The organism is Williamsia sp. Y712 (genome assembly GCF_059445525.1).
Map to the genome: position 1 here is coordinate 534,015 of NZ_JCAIUN010000003.1, position 15,296 is coordinate 549,310.

The window sequence follows — 15,296 nt, forward strand, 5'->3', positions numbered from 1 at the left end:
GCGGACCGAAGGATTGATCATGACCACTTCACACACGGCCACCCTGCTGTCGATCCACGACCTCGTCATCAGGTTCGGCGACGCTGACAGTGGGGTGGCCCCCGTGGTCGACCACGTCAATCTGAGCGTGGAGCGCGGCGAAATCGTGGCGCTGGTCGGCGAATCCGGCTCGGGCAAATCGATGACTGCCCGTGCCGCCCTTGGGCTGCTCCCGCAGGGCGCACAGGCGCACGGTTCCATCGTCTTGGCCGGCGACCAGGTGATCGGCGCAACGGAACGCTCTCTCAACCAGTGGCGCGGAACCCGCGCCGCGATGGTTTTCCAGGAACCGCAGACCGCGCTCAATCCGGTCCGCAAAGTGGGATGGCAAATCGCGCAGGCCCTTCGGGCGCACGGCAAGGTGTCCCGAAACGCCGCCCGGGCCCGAGCGGTGGAACTGTTGCGGATGGTCGAGATCCCCGAGCCCGAGGTTCGGGTGGACTGGTATCCGCACCAACTGTCGGGCGGTCAGAAGCAGCGGGTTGTCATCGCCCTGGCACTCTCGGGCGAACCGGCACTGTTGATCGCGGACGAACCGACCACCGCGCTCGATGTGACCGTGCAGGAAGAAATACTGGCACTGTTGCGACGGCTGCGCGATCGGTCCGGGACCGCCATTCTCCTGATCACACACAACATGGGCGTCGTGGCAGATATCGCCGACCGCGTGGTGGTCCTCAAACGCGGCCAGATCGTCGAGGAAAGCTCTGTGACAAGCCTCTTCTCGGCGCCTCGTCACGAGTACACCAAGGCGCTGCTGGCCGCGGTCCCCAGGCTCCCCGAAGCCGGTGAGGTTGCCGAATCCACCACACCGATCTCCGATACCGACGCCGTGTTGTCACTGCGCAAAGTGTCCGTGGTCTTCCCGGCCCGGCACGGCAACCCCGAGTTCCGGGCTGTGGACGGTGTATCCCTCGATCTGCATCCCGGAGAGGTTCTGGGCCTGGTCGGTGAATCCGGCTCAGGTAAGACGACATTGGGACGGACTGCACTCGGCATCACCTCCGTCGCCGCCGGTGAGGTGCTGCTCGATGGCCGGGACCTGGCAAAATTGTCCGGTTCGGAACTGCGCAGGAGTCGCCGGGGTATGGCCCTGGTACATCAGGACCCTGCCGCGTCACTCGATCCGCGTCGCTCGGTGGGTGCCAGTATCGGCGAACCACTCGAGGTCCATCGGGTGGTCTCGGGGTCGAAATTGACTGCGCGGGTGGGTGACCTACTCGACTCTGTGAAGCTGCCGAGATCGTATGCGCAACGCAAGCCCGGTGAACTCTCCGGCGGTCAGCGCCAACGCGTCGCCCTCGCGCGGGCGTTGGCACTGGCACCCCGGTTGCTCGTGGCCGACGAACCCACGAGCGCGCTCGACGTGTCTGTGCAGGCCGAGATACTCGAGTTGTTCGCCGAGCTCCGCGCCGAGCACGGATTCGCGTGCTTGTTCATCAGTCACGATCTCGCCGTTGTGCACCAGGTGTCTGATCGGGTCGCGGTGATGCGGGGAGGTGAAATCGTGGAATTGGGAAGCGCCGAGCAGGTTTTCGGCAACCCCACGCACGGATACACACGCGAGTTGGTTGCTGCTGTCCCCATTCCAGACCCCGTCCGGCAACGCGAACGTCGTGCCGACATCGTCGTTTCAAAGCCCCTCGCAGCCGTGATCTGAGAAATGTTCGACCAGTCCAACTTTTCGAAACCTTCTGTCCAACAAGGAAAGGATTGTCATGACCGCAGTAGCCGAGTTCGACCGGACCACCGCAGCAACCAGTGCCGAGGAGATCTATGCGGCCGGTGGGATCACCGTCCACAAGGTGGGTGAACACATCGGAGCCCGAATCGAGGGCGTTCACCTCTCCGGCGATCTGTCCGCAGAGACCGCCTTGGCGATCCGCTATGCACTCGCAACCAACAGTGTCGTGTTCTTCCGGGGGCAAGATCATCTCGATGACGCCCTTCAATACGAGTTCGCAGGCACCCTGGGCCTCCAGACCACCACGCATCCCACCCTGACCTCGGCCGAGAACAAGATGTTGATCATCGACGGCGCGGCCAGCAGTTGGCACACCGACGTCACGTTCATCGACCGGATCCCGAAGGCGTCGATCCTTCGCGCCACCACCATTCCCGAATACGGCGGCGCGACCACCTGGGCGTCGACCACAGCGGCGTACAACCAGCTCCCGGAATCGCTGGTGCACCTGGTCGAGAACCTGCGTGCCGTCCACACCAACGCGTACGACTACGCCGAGGCTTCCCAGAACATCAAGGTGCCCGCCACTGGTGCCAGCAATTACGGCGACTTCACCCGCGAGATCTACGAAACCGAGCATCCGGTGGTCCGCGTGCATCCCGAAACAGGGGCGAAGACGCTGCTGCTCGGACATTTTGTCAAAGAATTCGTCGGCCTCAAGCCATCAGAGACCACCGCGCTCTTCCAGTTGCTGCAGGCGCGGATCACCAAGCTCGAGAACACCGTTCGCTGGGCATGGGAGCCCGGTGACCTGGCGATCTGGGACAACCGTTCCACACAGCACTACGGGATCTCCGACTATGGCAACCAGGCCCGCAGTGTGCACCGGGTGACCCTCGCCGGCGACCTGCCCGTCGATGTCCATGGCAACACCAGCCGCGTCATCAAAGGCGACGCATCGCACTTCTCGGTCATCGAGGACACGCAGCGCCTCCCGGGGTTTGCTGTCCGGTGACGCCGGATCGGTGGCCCCCGCGTAAACGGTGGCTGCCACAAACCCGGGTGCGCTTAAGAATTGGGGCGCTTGGGTACACGGGATCTGCACGGTTCAGAAATGGTAGCCGGCGGTCGTTGTCGTGCGGGTGTTTGCACTTTGCACGTCAACGACTTTCTCTCCGAGAACAGCCCGTACAGACTTCGAAGAAAGCAGAGTGGACATGCCTCCTTCACCCCGTCCGGATCAATCATCACCAGCACCGATCGGTCCGACCGGCGCCTCGGATACCCGCGCACAAGAAGGCGAGTTTCTCACCACCGCCCAGGGCCTGCGGTTACCCGATACGCATCATTCGCTCAAGGCCGGAGAACGCGGACCCACCCTCCTCGAAGACTTTCATCTGCGCGAGAAGATCACGCATTTCGACCACGAGCGCATCCCAGAGCGGGTCGTGCACGCCCGGGGCGCGGCCGCGCACGGAACTTTCCAGTCGTACGGCACTGCCAAATCGGTGACGAAGGCGGGTTTCCTCGCGGATAAGAACCGTAAGACGGACGTCTTCGTACGCTTCTCGACAGTGTTGGGATCGCGAGGCTCGGCGGACACCGTCCGTGATACTCGTGGATTTGCCACCAAGTTCTACACCGATGAGGGCACCTTCGACCTGGTCGCGAACAACATCCCCGTCTTCTTCATCCAGGACGGAATCAAGTTCCCCGACATCATCCATGCCGGCAAGCCCCAACCCGACATCGAGTTGCCGCAGGCGCAGTCGGCTCACGATGGGTTCTGGGACTTCGTGTCCCTGCACACCGAGGCCACCCACCACGTCATGTGGAACATGAGTGATCGCGGTATCCCGCGTTCATACCGGACGATGGAAGGCTTTGGCGTCCATACTTTCCGGCTTGTCGCTGCCGATGGCACCACCAGCCTGGTGAAGTTCCATTGGAAGCCGGTCGCCGGTGTGCATTCGCTGGTGTGGGAAGAAGCGCAGATCGCAGCCGGCGTCGACCCCGACTTCCATCGACGCGACATGGCCGACGGCATCAAGGCAGGCGCGCCCCTCGAATACGAGCTCGGGATCCAGGTGATGCCCGACGACGGCACCGAGACCTTCGAGGGCATCGACCTGCTCGACCCCACCAAACTGGTGCCCGAAGAGCTCGCTCCGGTGCAGATGATCGGCAAGCTGACACTCGACGCCAATCCCACCAATTTCTTCGCCGAAACCGAGCAGGTCGCCTTCCACACCGGCCATCTCGTGCCCGGAATCGAGGTCACCAACGATCCGTTGATGCAGGCGAGGTTGTTCTCGTACCTCGACACCCAGCTCACCCGGCTTGGTGGACCGAACTTCGCGCAGTTGCCCATCAACAGGCCGCACGCGCCGGTCAATGACATGCATCGCGACGGATTCCATCAAACCGCTGTGCACACCGGACTTGCGCCGTACCGCGACAACAGCATCGACGACGACGAACCGGTCTTCGCCGGACTCGATGAAGGTGGCTACGTCCAGACCGAACGGGTGATCGAAGGTCGTGCCGTACGCGCCAATCCGGTGTCGTTCGACGACCATTTCACGCAGCCGGCGATGTTCTATCGCAGCCTCACCCCGATCGAACAGGACCATATCGTCGAGGCGTTCACGTTTGAGCTGGGCAAGGTGTTCGAGCAGTCCATCAAGGAACGCGAGCTGCAGGTGCTGGCGAACGTCGACACAGATCTCTGCGAACGTGTCGCTGCAGGACTGGGTTTGCCTGCACCCAAGGGCGAACCTGTTCCCGACGTCATCACCTCGCCCGCCCTGTCGCAGGTGATCCTCGCGCCTGGGCCGATCGCCGGACGCAAGATCGGTGTCATCGCAGATCAGAACTCTGATCTGAGCGGAATAGACAAACTGCGAACTGCTGCCGAAAGCAAAGGCGCGACCGTGCACGTCATCGCCCCCGTTGGCGGCGTGCTCGGCAAGGCAGCGCGAAAGCAGGTCGTCGAGCGGACATTCCTGACCGTCCGGTCCATCGAGTTCGATGCGCTGGTTGTCGCCGGAGGCACCACGCCTTCTGCCGACATCAAGTTGGTCCTGCTGCTGCAGGAGGCGTTCCGGCACTGCAAGGCGATCGGAGCCTGGGGTGACGGCGGCGCGATACTCGAGGCCTCGGGCATCGCGCTGGATGATCCCGGTGTGGTGGTTGGTGATTCGGCGGTCAAGGCGTTCAACGAGTCGCTGTTGGCCGCGGTTGGTCTGCACCGTGCCTGGGATCGTGCCCCTGCCGTCATGAGTTCTGCAGTGCCGCCGTCTGTTCCGGATCGGCCGGAACAGAAGCGGCAAGCGAAGAAGAAGTAGCCCCGGAGGCGTCAGGGCTCGATCAGCACTGCGGCCATATCGTCGAGTTGAAAGAACTCGGCAACGGCCGTGGCTGATCGAGCCCCTCCGTGTGGGTCCGCCCCCGCAGCGAGCAGTGCCCGCACGACGACTTCACTTCGGCGAAAGACTGCTGATCCCAACGCAGTTTGGCCGTTGTCGTTGACGCGTTCTACGTCTGCGTCAGCTGCGAGCAGCACTCGGACGGCCTCGATATGGCCGTAGTAGGAAGCCAAGATCAGCAACGTGTCGCCGCGGTCGTTGGTCAGATTCACCGGACCACCGATGTCGAGAAATGACTGCAGCGCTGCGTGGTCGCCCTGTCGAGCCCAATCGAAGGCGCTCTGAAAGAGTTCGAGTTCTTGTTCGGTGAGATTCACACTGACCTCCTGGTTGTTGGGCATGCCGCGAGTACCCAACGGTGCGCATTCGACACCAGGTTGTTCGGATCGCCCATGACCCGACGGTCTGTCAGTTCAGGGCGGCAGCCAGTCGACGCCACTGCTCGCGGGGATAGGCGGCCGCGTCGGCGCCGAGGACCTGCACGCACACGTGGTCGGCGCCGGCGGCGTGGTGTTCCCGGACTCTTCCGAGGATTGCGTCCTCGTCACCCCAGACAATGATCGCGTCGAAGACCCGGTCACTGACGGTGTCGAGGTCTTCTTGGGTGAACCCCGACCGCAGGAGGTTGTTGGCGTAGTTCGGGAGTTTGAGGTAGTTGCGGAGCCATTCGGTGCCGATGATCCGGGCCTGATCGCGATCTGTGGTCAGGATGGCGGTCTGCTCGGGAAGGAGCAGAAGGCCGGTGCCGAGTGCTTCTCGGGCCTGCGCGGTGAACTCCGGTGTGACCAGGTACGGGTGGGATCCGCTGGCGCGAGTCGCGGAGAGGTGCAGCATCTTTGGTCCCAAGGCGGCGAGTACTCGCCGGTCGACGGGCACGGGCTGTTCGGTTGCATCGATGGCATCGAGAAATGCCTTGGTCGCCGCCAGTGGCTTCTTGTATCGCCCGGGTTCGCCGGCGTCGACGAGCGGCGCGTGACTGACACCGATACCGAGCAGAAGACGATCGCCGTACTCGGTGACCAGACGGTGGTAGTTGGCGGCCACGTCCGCAGGCTCGTGCATCCAGAGGTTGAGGATGCCGGTGGCCACCACGGCTGTCTTGGTCGCCTGCAAGAGATTGCCGACCGAGTCGAATACCGGGCCGCCGACGTCGGGGAACCAGAGCGCGGTGTATCCCAGTTCCTCCAGTTCAGACGCGGCCTCTGCTGATTCGGCGGGATCGCCGTAACGCAACTGTGAACTCCATATGCCTACCCCGGTGAGCTGCATGACTGTCTCCTCGTCCGACGCCTCAGGCGCCGTCGGTGTTGTTGGTGGCTGTTGTCCACGCTATCCGAGCGCGCGGGTGATTCGGCGCGGGGTTCGGAAGTCGTCCGCCGGTCCGGATAATGGGGCGCGTGCGCAGCAAGAAGGAAAAACGCCAGACCTCCATGCGGGTGTGCTTCACCAGGCGTTTTGGTGCCCTTCGTGGGCACCTCGACCCAGGCTTGCTGGCAGATGCCCTCAGACCGAGGAAACGGGCGCTGACCGCCGTTGAGCTCGACTATGCGCGCGACATCTTCGCCGACAGTGTCGACTACACCGCGATCCGCATCACGCGCGGCAGCGTGTTTGCGATCGGTTCACCGGTCACCCTGGGTGCGACGATTCACTTCAAGGCGGCGTGGGGACTTTTCGATGGCGACGGGTTGGACCTGACCCAGCGAGGCAGGCACACACTCATCCACGAGATGGCACACGTCTGGCAGTACCAGAACGGCGGATTGGCTTACATTCCGCGGAGTTTGACCGCCCAGTTGCGAGCGGCTCTGCGTGGCGGTGGCCGCGGGGACGCCTACAACTGGCGCGCAGCGCACAACGAGCAACGCCCGTGGTCGAAGTGGAATCCGGAACAGCAGGCAGCAGCAGTGGAGGGCTACAACAAGCTGCTGCGAAAGACGAACGGGCAGACGGCGACGCCCACAGAGGTCGCGGACCTCGCCGTACTGACCGGTTACCTCCATTGCGTGTGGAGGCGCGAGGGCGCGCCGAGCTTGCGATGAGGGGTCACGCGACGCCGGAGGATTTGGGGGTTACGCGCTGTACTGAAACGCGGGATAGGTGAGGTAGCCGGTATCGCCTCCGGTGTACCAGGTGTCGGGATCGTGCGGGGCGATAGGAAGATTCGTCCGCAGGCGCTCGACGAGATCTGGATTGGAGATGAATGCCCGGCCGAAACTGATCAGATCGGCGCCGAGTCCGAGCCAGTGATCACCGGCTGTCTTGTCGGCCTGCTCGGGTCCCATCGGGAAAACGGGATTGACGATCAATGTGCCCGGCCAGGCCTGTCGCAACGCAATGAGTGTGTCCTCGTCGGTGGTTGCCTCGAGATGGACATAGGCGATGTCGAGATCTGCGAGTTCGGTGAGCAGCGCAGAGTAGACCTCCGGGATGTTCGTTTCGCCGGTGCCGGCGAGGCCGGCACCGGGGGAGAGCCGAATGCCGGTGCGGGCGCTGCCAATTGCTTGCACGGTCGCCGCGGCCGCCTCGACGGCGAACCGGATCCGGTTGGCGATCGACCCGCCGTAGGAGTCGTTGCGCAGGTTGGATTCTGGTGAGAGGAACTGCGAAATCAGGTACCCGTTGGCGCCATGCAGCTCGACGCCGTCGAATCCTGCATCGATCGCGCGCACGGCAGCGTCGGCGTAAGAGCGAGCTTGCTCGGGGATCTCGTGCAGTGTGAGCGCGCGCGGGATCGGCGCGGGTTGTGGTCCGGTTGGGGTGAAGACCTCGCCGGGGGAGGCAACCGCAGAAGGGGCCACCGGCTGCAGACCGGTGGTGTCGGGGTGGGACACCCGGCCACCATGCATGAGCTGAGCGAAAATCCGTCCGCCGTTGACGTGGACTGCATCGGTGACCCGACGCCACGACTCGACCTGCTCGTCGGTGTGCAGCCCCGGCGTACCCGGATTCGATTGCCCCACAACGTTTGGTTGCACACCTTCGGTGAGGATCAGGCCGGCCGTGGCACGTTGCGCGTAGTACGCCGCCATCGACGACGTCGCCAGTCCGTCCGCCGTCGCGCGGACCCGCGACATCGGCGCCATCACCACCCGGTTGGGCAGGGTCAGGCCGGCAAGTTCGTGACGATCGAACAAGGTGTTCATGGGCGTCTCCTCGTGTTCATCGGCCCGGTGATGGGCCCGAGGAGTACGTTAAAACCTGACATTGATGTGAGGGGCAAGTGCCTGAGAGGTAGAACACTCGATGAGGATCGGCGAACTGGCCGCGCAGACGAACGTGAGCGTGCGCTCGCTGCGCTACTACGAGGAGCAGGGCCTTCTGTCCAGCACCAGAAGTCCGAGCGGACAGCGACACTACGTGGACAACGACGTCGACCACGTCGTGTTCATCCAGCGGCTCTACACCGCCGGACTCTCCAGTCGGACCATCGCGGAGGTCATGCCCTGCGTTGAATCACCCAGCGAAGAGAACAGCGACGGCGCGTTCGACCGGATGATCCAGGAGCGGGATCGCATCACCGCTCACATCGACGACCTCATTAGGGCACGTGACTCACTCGACGAGCTCATTGTGGCAAACCGGAATCATCGGGAGTCGCTCGTCGACTGATCGAGGATGAGCGTGCGGTGGTCAGCTGTTGAGGATCTTCGCCTTTTCGGCCTCGAATTCGGCATCGGTGAGGACTCCCTGGGCCTTGAGTTCGCCGAGTTGCTGCAGGGCGCCGATCCGGTCGACAGGAGGTGCAGCGGGCGGAGCCGGTGGCGGCGCATATTGCTGCTGTTGCGGAGCCTGCGGCTGGGCTTGTTCGGCCCAGCGCTGACCTTGGCGTCGTGAGACCCGGTTGGACACCGAGGTTGCGGTTCCGGCGATGACGGCAGTGCGGGCGACCCCGCGAAGTAGTCCGGGCATGCGTGGTTCCTTGGCCTTTCGTTTTCAGATTTCCAGTGCGTCGAGGGACGCGAGGATGGCTTGAGTCGGGATACGTCCGGAGGCGACCAATTGCGCTCCGTTGTTTCGCAACTTGGCGGCGAAGGGTGCGGCCCAACGGTTTTCGTAGATCAGTACGGCGCCTGAACATCCCGGTTGCAAGACCGAGGCAGCCTCGTCGAGGTCGGTGCGGTCGATGAGTCCGGACGTCGCCTCGGCGAAAAGGGTGACGTCGAAGTCACCGGTCAGCCCGAAGTCCTCGATGGCCACGCCGCTGACCGACCCGTCGAGTTCTTTACGGACGAACGTCAGATCCAGCACCCGGATCACATCGCGCTCCACGAGATCGACGAGCAGCGGAAGCGCTGAGCCATCGGGATTGCGGTCGGCAGGGAACTCGATCACCAGATAGTCAACTGGGCCGAGGTCATCGAAATCGAGTTCGGTCATGGTCGGGTCTCCGTTCGGAGTTCGTCAGTGCACAGGGGACTTCTGCAGAGACGATTTTGCGCGGGCGCAGACGGTAAGTCCTCACCCGTTCCGGATGAAATTGCCGGGCGGCGAAAGTCAAACATCGGCACTGATGTGCTGGTTGGTGCCGTCGCGTCCCCAACGCGCAGGCGTGGAATCTGTGGAACGCAGGGTGCTATGGGGTGAAGAGAATGTACCGCAATGAGTTTCGTGTCTGGCGGGCCCGCAATTCTCGAACTATGCCATGCTTTCCCGTTATGGAGGAAAGATTTCTTCGGCTGGTCAACCGCGCGCCGTTCGGTGGCGGCAATTCCCTGACGCGCGAGCAGATGGCGAGCCGGATCAGCGCCTACATCTACGGCAACATTCTGGTGCTGGCGGCGCTGATCCCGGTCACGGAGTCGCACGACAGGTTCGGCATCGCAGTGATCGTCGGTGCGGCCGTCACGACCTTCATTGCACATTATTTTGCCGAACTCGTCGGCCGGTCTGTTCGTGAACACACGGTTGCCACCCGCGAGGCGCGGATGGCGGAGCTGCGCGACAGCCTGCCGATTCTGGTCGCCGCCGTGATCCCGAGCCTGATCCTCGCGCTTGCTGTGGTGGGTCTGTTCGAACCCAGGACCGCACAACTGATCGCTGAACTGTTCATGGTTCTGCGCATCGCGACGATCAGTTACGTCATCGTGCGGATCCGCAAGGAGGAGGTCACCTCCAAAACGCATTGGACTGCGATTGGTCTGGGGACGTTGGCCATGGTCATTGTCGCGCTGAAGCTGGTGTTCGGGCACTGAGCCACGAACTGCTCGTGTTGGTGGCGACTGACCTCGCGAAACACTGCACAACTCCCCGGTGAGGACAGGTAGCGGACTACTCGTGCCAAGGTGGGCCACGGACTGTTGCGATCAACGTATGGTCGCTGGCAGTGGGTGTTGCGGTTCGGGTCAGAACTGGGCGTTCACGGTATCGGCCGATCTGTTCATCTGAACCGGAGGTCTCACGATGCTCGTCTCCAGTCTTTTCGGTGACGATCCGCTGTTGGAGGCGATCGCTGCCGACGGGCCTCAGCGTATCTCGACCACTACGAACCGGACTGATCCAGCTGTTGCGAGGGTGCAACTGGCGCTGCTGGATTGGGATCAGGGTGCATTGCCCCGATTCGGTTCGGATGGTGTCTACGGTGGTGAGACATCGGCCGCGATCCACCGGTTCAAACGTGATGAACTACTGGTTCCCGACGGGCAGATCATCGACGACGTCGGGCCGCGAACGGTCCGCAGACTCGACGAGATCAGGTCGCTGGCAGAGAGTCGGATTCCTCCGCCGTCGGCTCAATCGGTCCGTCTGGATGCCTGGAACCTGTCGGCGACCAACGTCTGTCATCCGGTACTCGCCGCCTACGCAAGGGCGGTGGGGGTACTCAAGCTCAACAGCGGTCCCGACCCTCGAAAGTGGTGGTCACACCACACACAGGTGCACGGCATGACGCCGGACCCGCGCGACGGATTGCGCAATCAGTGCCAGCACTTCTCCTGGTTCTTCTTGCCATGGCACCGCATCTATCTCGATCGATTCGAGGCGATCTGCCAGGAGATCATCGCAGCCGATCTGCTGACCCCCATCGACGTCCGGCAGTCATGGGCACTGCCGTACTGGGACTACGACCGGACTGACAGCAACTCGTTGCCGCCGATCTTCCGGATGCCGCAGCTGGCCGGGCAGCCCAATCCGTTGTTCGAACCGGAACGCGCACCGCGGATCAACGACCTGGCAAACCCGAAGGTGTTGCTGCCGACAGAGACCACGGCCCGCGGTTGGTTTGCGCAGACGAGATACGCGGCACCGTCGCCTCAGCCGAGTTTCGGTGGGCCGGTGACCGGCTTCCACCATCTCAACGAATCGGGTGCTGCTGTCGCAGGCAGTGTGGAGGGCACGCCACACGGCACGGTGCACGTTGCCGTGGGGGGTGCCGCCGGAAAGATGAGCGACTTCGACCAGGCCGCGGGCGACCCGATCTTCTGGCTGCACCACGCCAACATCGACCGATTGTGGGAGGTGTGGCGAGCGAGTTCGGGCTCGGGAGCGGATGAATCCGCGTCGGCATTCCTGGATCAAGAGTTCGCCTTTGCCGATGTCGGGGGTGGTGCGCAGAACGTCGCCGTCAGCAGTGTGGTCGATCCGGGTCTGCGCCCGCACACCTATGAAGACCTGTCGATTCCGGCCTCGGCTGGTGTGTCGCCCCGCGAGGAGGAGCTGATCGTGTCTGAAAACGTTCCACCGCAACGTATCGGCGCCGTCGACCAGCCGCTGGTCCTCTCCAACGGGGTGTCCCAAGAGGTCGAGGTGGACATCCCCGATCTCGAAGTTGCCCGGGTGAGCGAGACGGGTCGGGTGCTGCTGTCGGTTGAGCACTTTGTTGCCGAGAATCCGCCCACCACAACGTTTGGCGTCTACATAGCGTCGGGACCTGACCCGGAGGACATCTGGGTCGGCAATCTGCCGCTGTTCGGTCTCACCGAATCCATGCGTGCCGACGGTGAACACGGACTGAGCTTCACCTTCGACATCACTGACACCGTTCAGTCGTTGCTGGCGACCGGACAGTGGGATCCGTCCAGTCTGGCGTTGCGCTTTGCGCCGGTCGGTGAAATCGACGAGGACAGTGTCGGCGTCGGTGAGGTCGAGGTCGGTTCGGTCAGCATCCTGTTCGGATGACCCGATGGCGCACATGGTGAGCCCCCATGATGTCGCGGTTCTCCGGGCTCGGCCGGAGTGGTCGGTGGTCGCCGTTGTCCTGGCCGCATGGGCTGCGTGGTGCTTCCTCATGTGGTCCCCTTCAGGGGCCGAAGGCCACGCTGAACATGCAGGAGCCCACACGTTTTCGATAGGCCTGGCGGTCAGCTCCGGATGTATGTGGTTGCTGATGGCCGCAGCGATGATGTTGCCGTCGACCATTCCATCGGCGCGATACGTGGCATTTTCCAGCCGGAAACGACGCCGGCAGCGTGCAGTCGGCATGTTTGTGGTGGGCTACCTTGCCGTCTGGTCGGCCTTTGGATTGCTCGTCCTTCCGACGGCGCTGCCTGTGGTGGAGTATCGATGGGTTGGGGTCGTTGCTCTGACCCTCGCCGGATTCTACGAACTCACACCACTCAAACGGATCGCGCTGCAGAGGTGTCATCGGACCCGGCCGATCCGGTTCGCCGGCCAGGCGGCGGACCGTTCTTGCCTGAGATTCGGTGTGTACCAGGGCAAGACATGTATCGACTCTTGTGGTCCGGCGATGATCGCCGTGGTGTTGCTCGGTCATCCGCTGGTGATCAGCCTGCTGGTGGGTACGTTCCTCTTTCTCGAACGCATTGTCGTGCGCCCTGATCACCTGCGATGTTTTGCGGGCTATGTGGCCATATTCTTCCCGACCGCGATACTGCTGAGTTTGGGGTAGTGGCGGAGGCGCGGTCTCAGCGTTGTGGTGCGACGGGGCAAACATCTGGGTAATGGTCCGAAAGCTGCTACGCCGTCCTACAATACAGTCGTATGCTGTACAGCTGTACAGGCATGGATGGGGAGGGAAATTCCCTCCCGAATCCCGGTCGATCACTCGAAATTGGAAGGTGGCGTATCGCTTTGGAGAACGTGGAAGATATTGTGGGAAACTACACCGGGCTCTCCCGAAAGGTGCTCGACTACGGCTTGATCGTGAAGGGCATCGTTGACAATACGCAGGGGACCGAGGTCTCGGAAGAGAGTCTTGCGCCCCTGGCAGAACTGCTTGCGGTCGATGATTTTGAACGGGTCGGCAACTTCAAAGAGGTGATGACCTGGCCCGAGTACCGAACGTTCTTCAGTAACTGGGCGCCAACCGCGAACTGGGAATGTTCATTCAAGAGGATCACGGAAAAGGGGAATGTCGTCTTCCTCGAACTTGAAGAGCGGGCAATTTTTGACGACTTCACCAATGTGGTCAATTCACTGTCGGTGTATGAGTTCAATGACGAAGGCAAGATCTGGCATGTGGACATCTACCTTCAGATGGCGATGCCCGACCCCGAGAAGCTCAATCTGGCAACGAGTTACGAAGGATTTGAGGTCTCCGAGTGATGGCCTGAGTTCGGATCTGAGCCAAGATCGACGCCGAGGTGTAGGACCGTTCGGGTCCTGCACCTCGGCACTTTTTTGTGGTGTCCGTGAACTGGTCGGCCCCGCCGAGCGATGACTGTGGGCCTCTGGGGAACCGGACAAACAATGACGCTGCACCTCGAACTCGAGATGCAGCGTCATCGTCTTGGTGGGGTAGGGCTCCGGAGAATTGCCGCCAGCGGGGGCGTCTAGTTGACGTCGTCCATCGACTTGCCGACATCGGCCAGAGTCATCGGTGTACCGAAGTCGGTTGTGTTCTCGAAAACCGGTATGTTGCAGCGGTATAGGCCTTGGTCCGGCTGGAAGTCGGCGGCGACCCACCCCTGTGCTGTTGACTTCTGAACATTGAAACACGGTGATGGGGGCGTGGTTTGGGCCAGATTGTGTGAGGTGTGCAGGCCTCCACCTGTCCATGCGGTCTGCTGCGTCGCAGCTTCCAGAACGCAGGTACGGGTGAGTTCGGCACCGCAGCTAGCGGCCGATTTCGCGAACAGCAGCCACGAGGAGAATGCACGGATCGAAGGGAGGGTGATCTGAGCGTCTGGCGCGTATTTCTCGTACAGTGCGGTGAGATCTGCGACTGCCTGAACTGTGTCACCGCTGTCGACCGGGGCATTTCCGCCGAGGTCCAAGAAGTTGTTCTGGGACTCTGCTGATTCTCCTGCGAGTTCGATGAACTCACTGCCGTACGCGCTGTTGTTGGTGTCGATCCAGTCCAGCTTGTAGTCCATGTCTGTCAGTGCTGCTTCGAGCTTCGGCAACTGCCGGAACTCGCCGTAGAAGATCAGACCGCGGACACCTTTGCTCTTGATCGACTGGGCGTAGGGCGTCCAATCGGCAACTCCCATTGCGGGATATACGTCGTTGTAGATGAAGGTGGCGCCGGCCGCTTCGGTGGACTCGACGGCCTGTTGCCCCAGGAGTTTGGTGACCGGAGAATCGCCGTTGATGATACCGACGGCATTGGCCGATTCTGGGTAGGTCCCCAAGAGCCAGGAGCGGAACTGGAAGTAGGGGTCGAACCCCGTGGTCTGACTGGGGTCGGCACTGATCTCGAGATCTGCGCCCAGCGCGTTGAGTTGAGCTACTTGTGCAACAAAGCTCGGGAGTGCGCATTTGAGTCGCTCTTCGACCCCGAGGCCGTCGAGTCCTGATCCGCCGCCCACCAGCGCGAAGTCGTCTCGGCAGGCGGTGACCATTTGCTTGCGCACGTCCATGAGATTTGTATCCCTGGTATTGGCAACGAGTTTCCGGCCGTTGATGCCTCCGAGATCGTTGCACCAGGACGTGAACACCTTCGCGGTATCGACGAACTCTGGGTTCTTCGTGAACCCGACGTCCGTGAACACGCCGAGCTGGATCTCGTCGGCTGTCACACCCTGGGAGCTGGAACCGGTTTCGCCTGAGCCGGATTGGCAGATTTTGTCGAGATCGCCGAAGGAGTCGAGCTTGGTGTCGGCACTTGCGCTGTTGCCGGTTGTCGCTGAATCCTCGCTACTGCTACCGCGGTCGCTGCAACCTGCTATCAACAACGTTGTTGTCAGTGCCAATATGAGCACGTGAACGGATTTCATCGGGCATCCTAGGGGTATCTGGCTGTTTGG

At 62.3% G+C, this 15,296-nt stretch carries 15 protein-coding genes; 9 read left to right on the top strand and 6 right to left on the bottom strand.

All coding sequences use genetic code 11. The annotated features are described in order from the left end of the window. Nucleotides 1-19: 19 nt before the first annotated feature. The 3 genes from AC1D75_RS21795 to AC1D75_RS21805 all read left to right on the top strand — a co-directional run bounded on the left by AC1D75_RS21795 (nucleotide 20) and on the right by AC1D75_RS21805 (nucleotide 5,070). Nucleotides 20-1,699, top strand: a complete 1,680-nt coding sequence (locus AC1D75_RS21795; RefSeq protein WP_495517402.1) for a dipeptide ABC transporter ATP-binding protein — start codon at nucleotides 20-22, stop codon at nucleotides 1,697-1,699. Between the two features lie 58 nt (nucleotides 1,700-1,757). Then, complete coding sequence (locus AC1D75_RS21800) at nucleotides 1,758-2,738, top strand: TauD/TfdA dioxygenase family protein (protein WP_495517403.1); 981 nt, start codon at nucleotides 1,758-1,760, stop codon at nucleotides 2,736-2,738. Between the two features lie 202 nt (nucleotides 2,739-2,940). Then, complete coding sequence (locus tag AC1D75_RS21805; RefSeq protein WP_495517404.1) at nucleotides 2,941-5,070, top strand: catalase; 2,130 nt, start codon at nucleotides 2,941-2,943, stop codon at nucleotides 5,068-5,070. Nucleotides 5,071-5,081: 11 nt separating this feature from the next. Here AC1D75_RS21805 and AC1D75_RS21810 read toward each other — a convergent pair whose 3' ends face one another. Beyond that, the gene (locus AC1D75_RS21810; RefSeq protein WP_495517405.1) at nucleotides 5,082-5,492 is read right to left on the bottom strand and encodes an ankyrin repeat domain-containing protein; all 411 of its coding nucleotides are present in this window, start codon (nucleotides 5,490-5,492) and stop codon (nucleotides 5,082-5,084) included. A gap of 67 nt (nucleotides 5,493-5,559) precedes the next feature. After that, a complete protein-coding gene (locus tag AC1D75_RS21815) occupies nucleotides 5,560-6,420 on the bottom strand; it encodes an LLM class F420-dependent oxidoreductase (protein ID WP_495517406.1) in 861 nt (286 codons plus the stop codon). A 128-nt stretch (nucleotides 6,421-6,548) separates the two neighbouring features. Between AC1D75_RS21815 and AC1D75_RS21820 the strand changes: the two genes are divergently transcribed. Then, a complete protein-coding gene (locus AC1D75_RS21820) occupies nucleotides 6,549-7,193 on the top strand; it encodes an eCIS core domain-containing protein (RefSeq protein WP_495517407.1) in 645 nt (214 codons plus the stop codon). Nucleotides 7,194-7,223: 30 nt separating this feature from the next. Here AC1D75_RS21820 and AC1D75_RS21825 read toward each other — a convergent pair whose 3' ends face one another. Then, the gene (locus AC1D75_RS21825; RefSeq protein WP_495517408.1) at nucleotides 7,224-8,297 is read right to left on the bottom strand and encodes an alkene reductase; all 1,074 of its coding nucleotides are present in this window, start codon (nucleotides 8,295-8,297) and stop codon (nucleotides 7,224-7,226) included. Nucleotides 8,298-8,397: 100 nt separating this feature from the next. Here AC1D75_RS21825 and AC1D75_RS21830 point away from each other — a divergent pair, with 100 nt between their 5' ends. Further along, a complete protein-coding gene (locus tag AC1D75_RS21830; protein WP_495517409.1) occupies nucleotides 8,398-8,763 on the top strand; it encodes a MerR family transcriptional regulator in 366 nt (121 codons plus the stop codon). Between the two features lie 21 nt (nucleotides 8,764-8,784). On the opposite strand, the gene AC1D75_RS21835 is transcribed toward AC1D75_RS21830, so the two are convergent. Together AC1D75_RS21835 and AC1D75_RS21840 are read right to left on the bottom strand one after the other, a co-directional pair. Then, the gene (locus tag AC1D75_RS21835; RefSeq protein ID WP_495517410.1) at nucleotides 8,785-9,063 is read right to left on the bottom strand and encodes an SHOCT domain-containing protein; all 279 of its coding nucleotides are present in this window, start codon (nucleotides 9,061-9,063) and stop codon (nucleotides 8,785-8,787) included. A 24-nt stretch (nucleotides 9,064-9,087) separates the two neighbouring features. Beyond that, nucleotides 9,088-9,531 (bottom strand): DUF6325 family protein, encoded by a 444-nt coding sequence (locus AC1D75_RS21840; RefSeq protein WP_495517411.1) that lies wholly within the window; start codon nucleotides 9,529-9,531, stop codon nucleotides 9,088-9,090. A gap of 212 nt (nucleotides 9,532-9,743) precedes the next feature. Here AC1D75_RS21840 and AC1D75_RS21845 point away from each other — a divergent pair, with 212 nt between their 5' ends. The 4 genes from AC1D75_RS21845 (at nucleotide 9,744) to AC1D75_RS21860 (ending at nucleotide 13,653) form a co-directional block, all read left to right on the top strand. Continuing rightward, nucleotides 9,744-10,346 (top strand): hypothetical protein, encoded by a 603-nt coding sequence (locus tag AC1D75_RS21845; protein ID WP_495517412.1) that lies wholly within the window; start codon nucleotides 9,744-9,746, stop codon nucleotides 10,344-10,346. Between the two features lie 208 nt (nucleotides 10,347-10,554). Then, on the top strand, nucleotides 10,555-12,267 hold the full coding sequence (locus AC1D75_RS21850; protein ID WP_495517413.1) for a tyrosinase family protein: 1,713 nt from the start codon (nucleotides 10,555-10,557) through the stop codon (nucleotides 12,265-12,267). Nucleotides 12,268-12,271: 4 nt separating this feature from the next. Beyond that, nucleotides 12,272-12,997 (top strand): copper chaperone, encoded by a 726-nt coding sequence (locus AC1D75_RS21855; RefSeq protein WP_495517414.1) that lies wholly within the window; start codon nucleotides 12,272-12,274, stop codon nucleotides 12,995-12,997. A 92-nt stretch (nucleotides 12,998-13,089) separates the two neighbouring features. Beyond that, the gene (locus AC1D75_RS21860) at nucleotides 13,090-13,653 is read left to right on the top strand and encodes a hypothetical protein (protein WP_495517415.1); all 564 of its coding nucleotides are present in this window, start codon (nucleotides 13,090-13,092) and stop codon (nucleotides 13,651-13,653) included. A 227-nt stretch (nucleotides 13,654-13,880) separates the two neighbouring features. On the opposite strand, the gene AC1D75_RS21865 is transcribed toward AC1D75_RS21860, so the two are convergent. Continuing rightward, nucleotides 13,881-15,266, bottom strand: a complete 1,386-nt coding sequence (locus AC1D75_RS21865) for an ABC transporter substrate-binding protein (RefSeq protein ID WP_495517416.1) — start codon at nucleotides 15,264-15,266, stop codon at nucleotides 13,881-13,883. Between the last annotated feature and the right edge of the window lie 30 nt (nucleotides 15,267-15,296).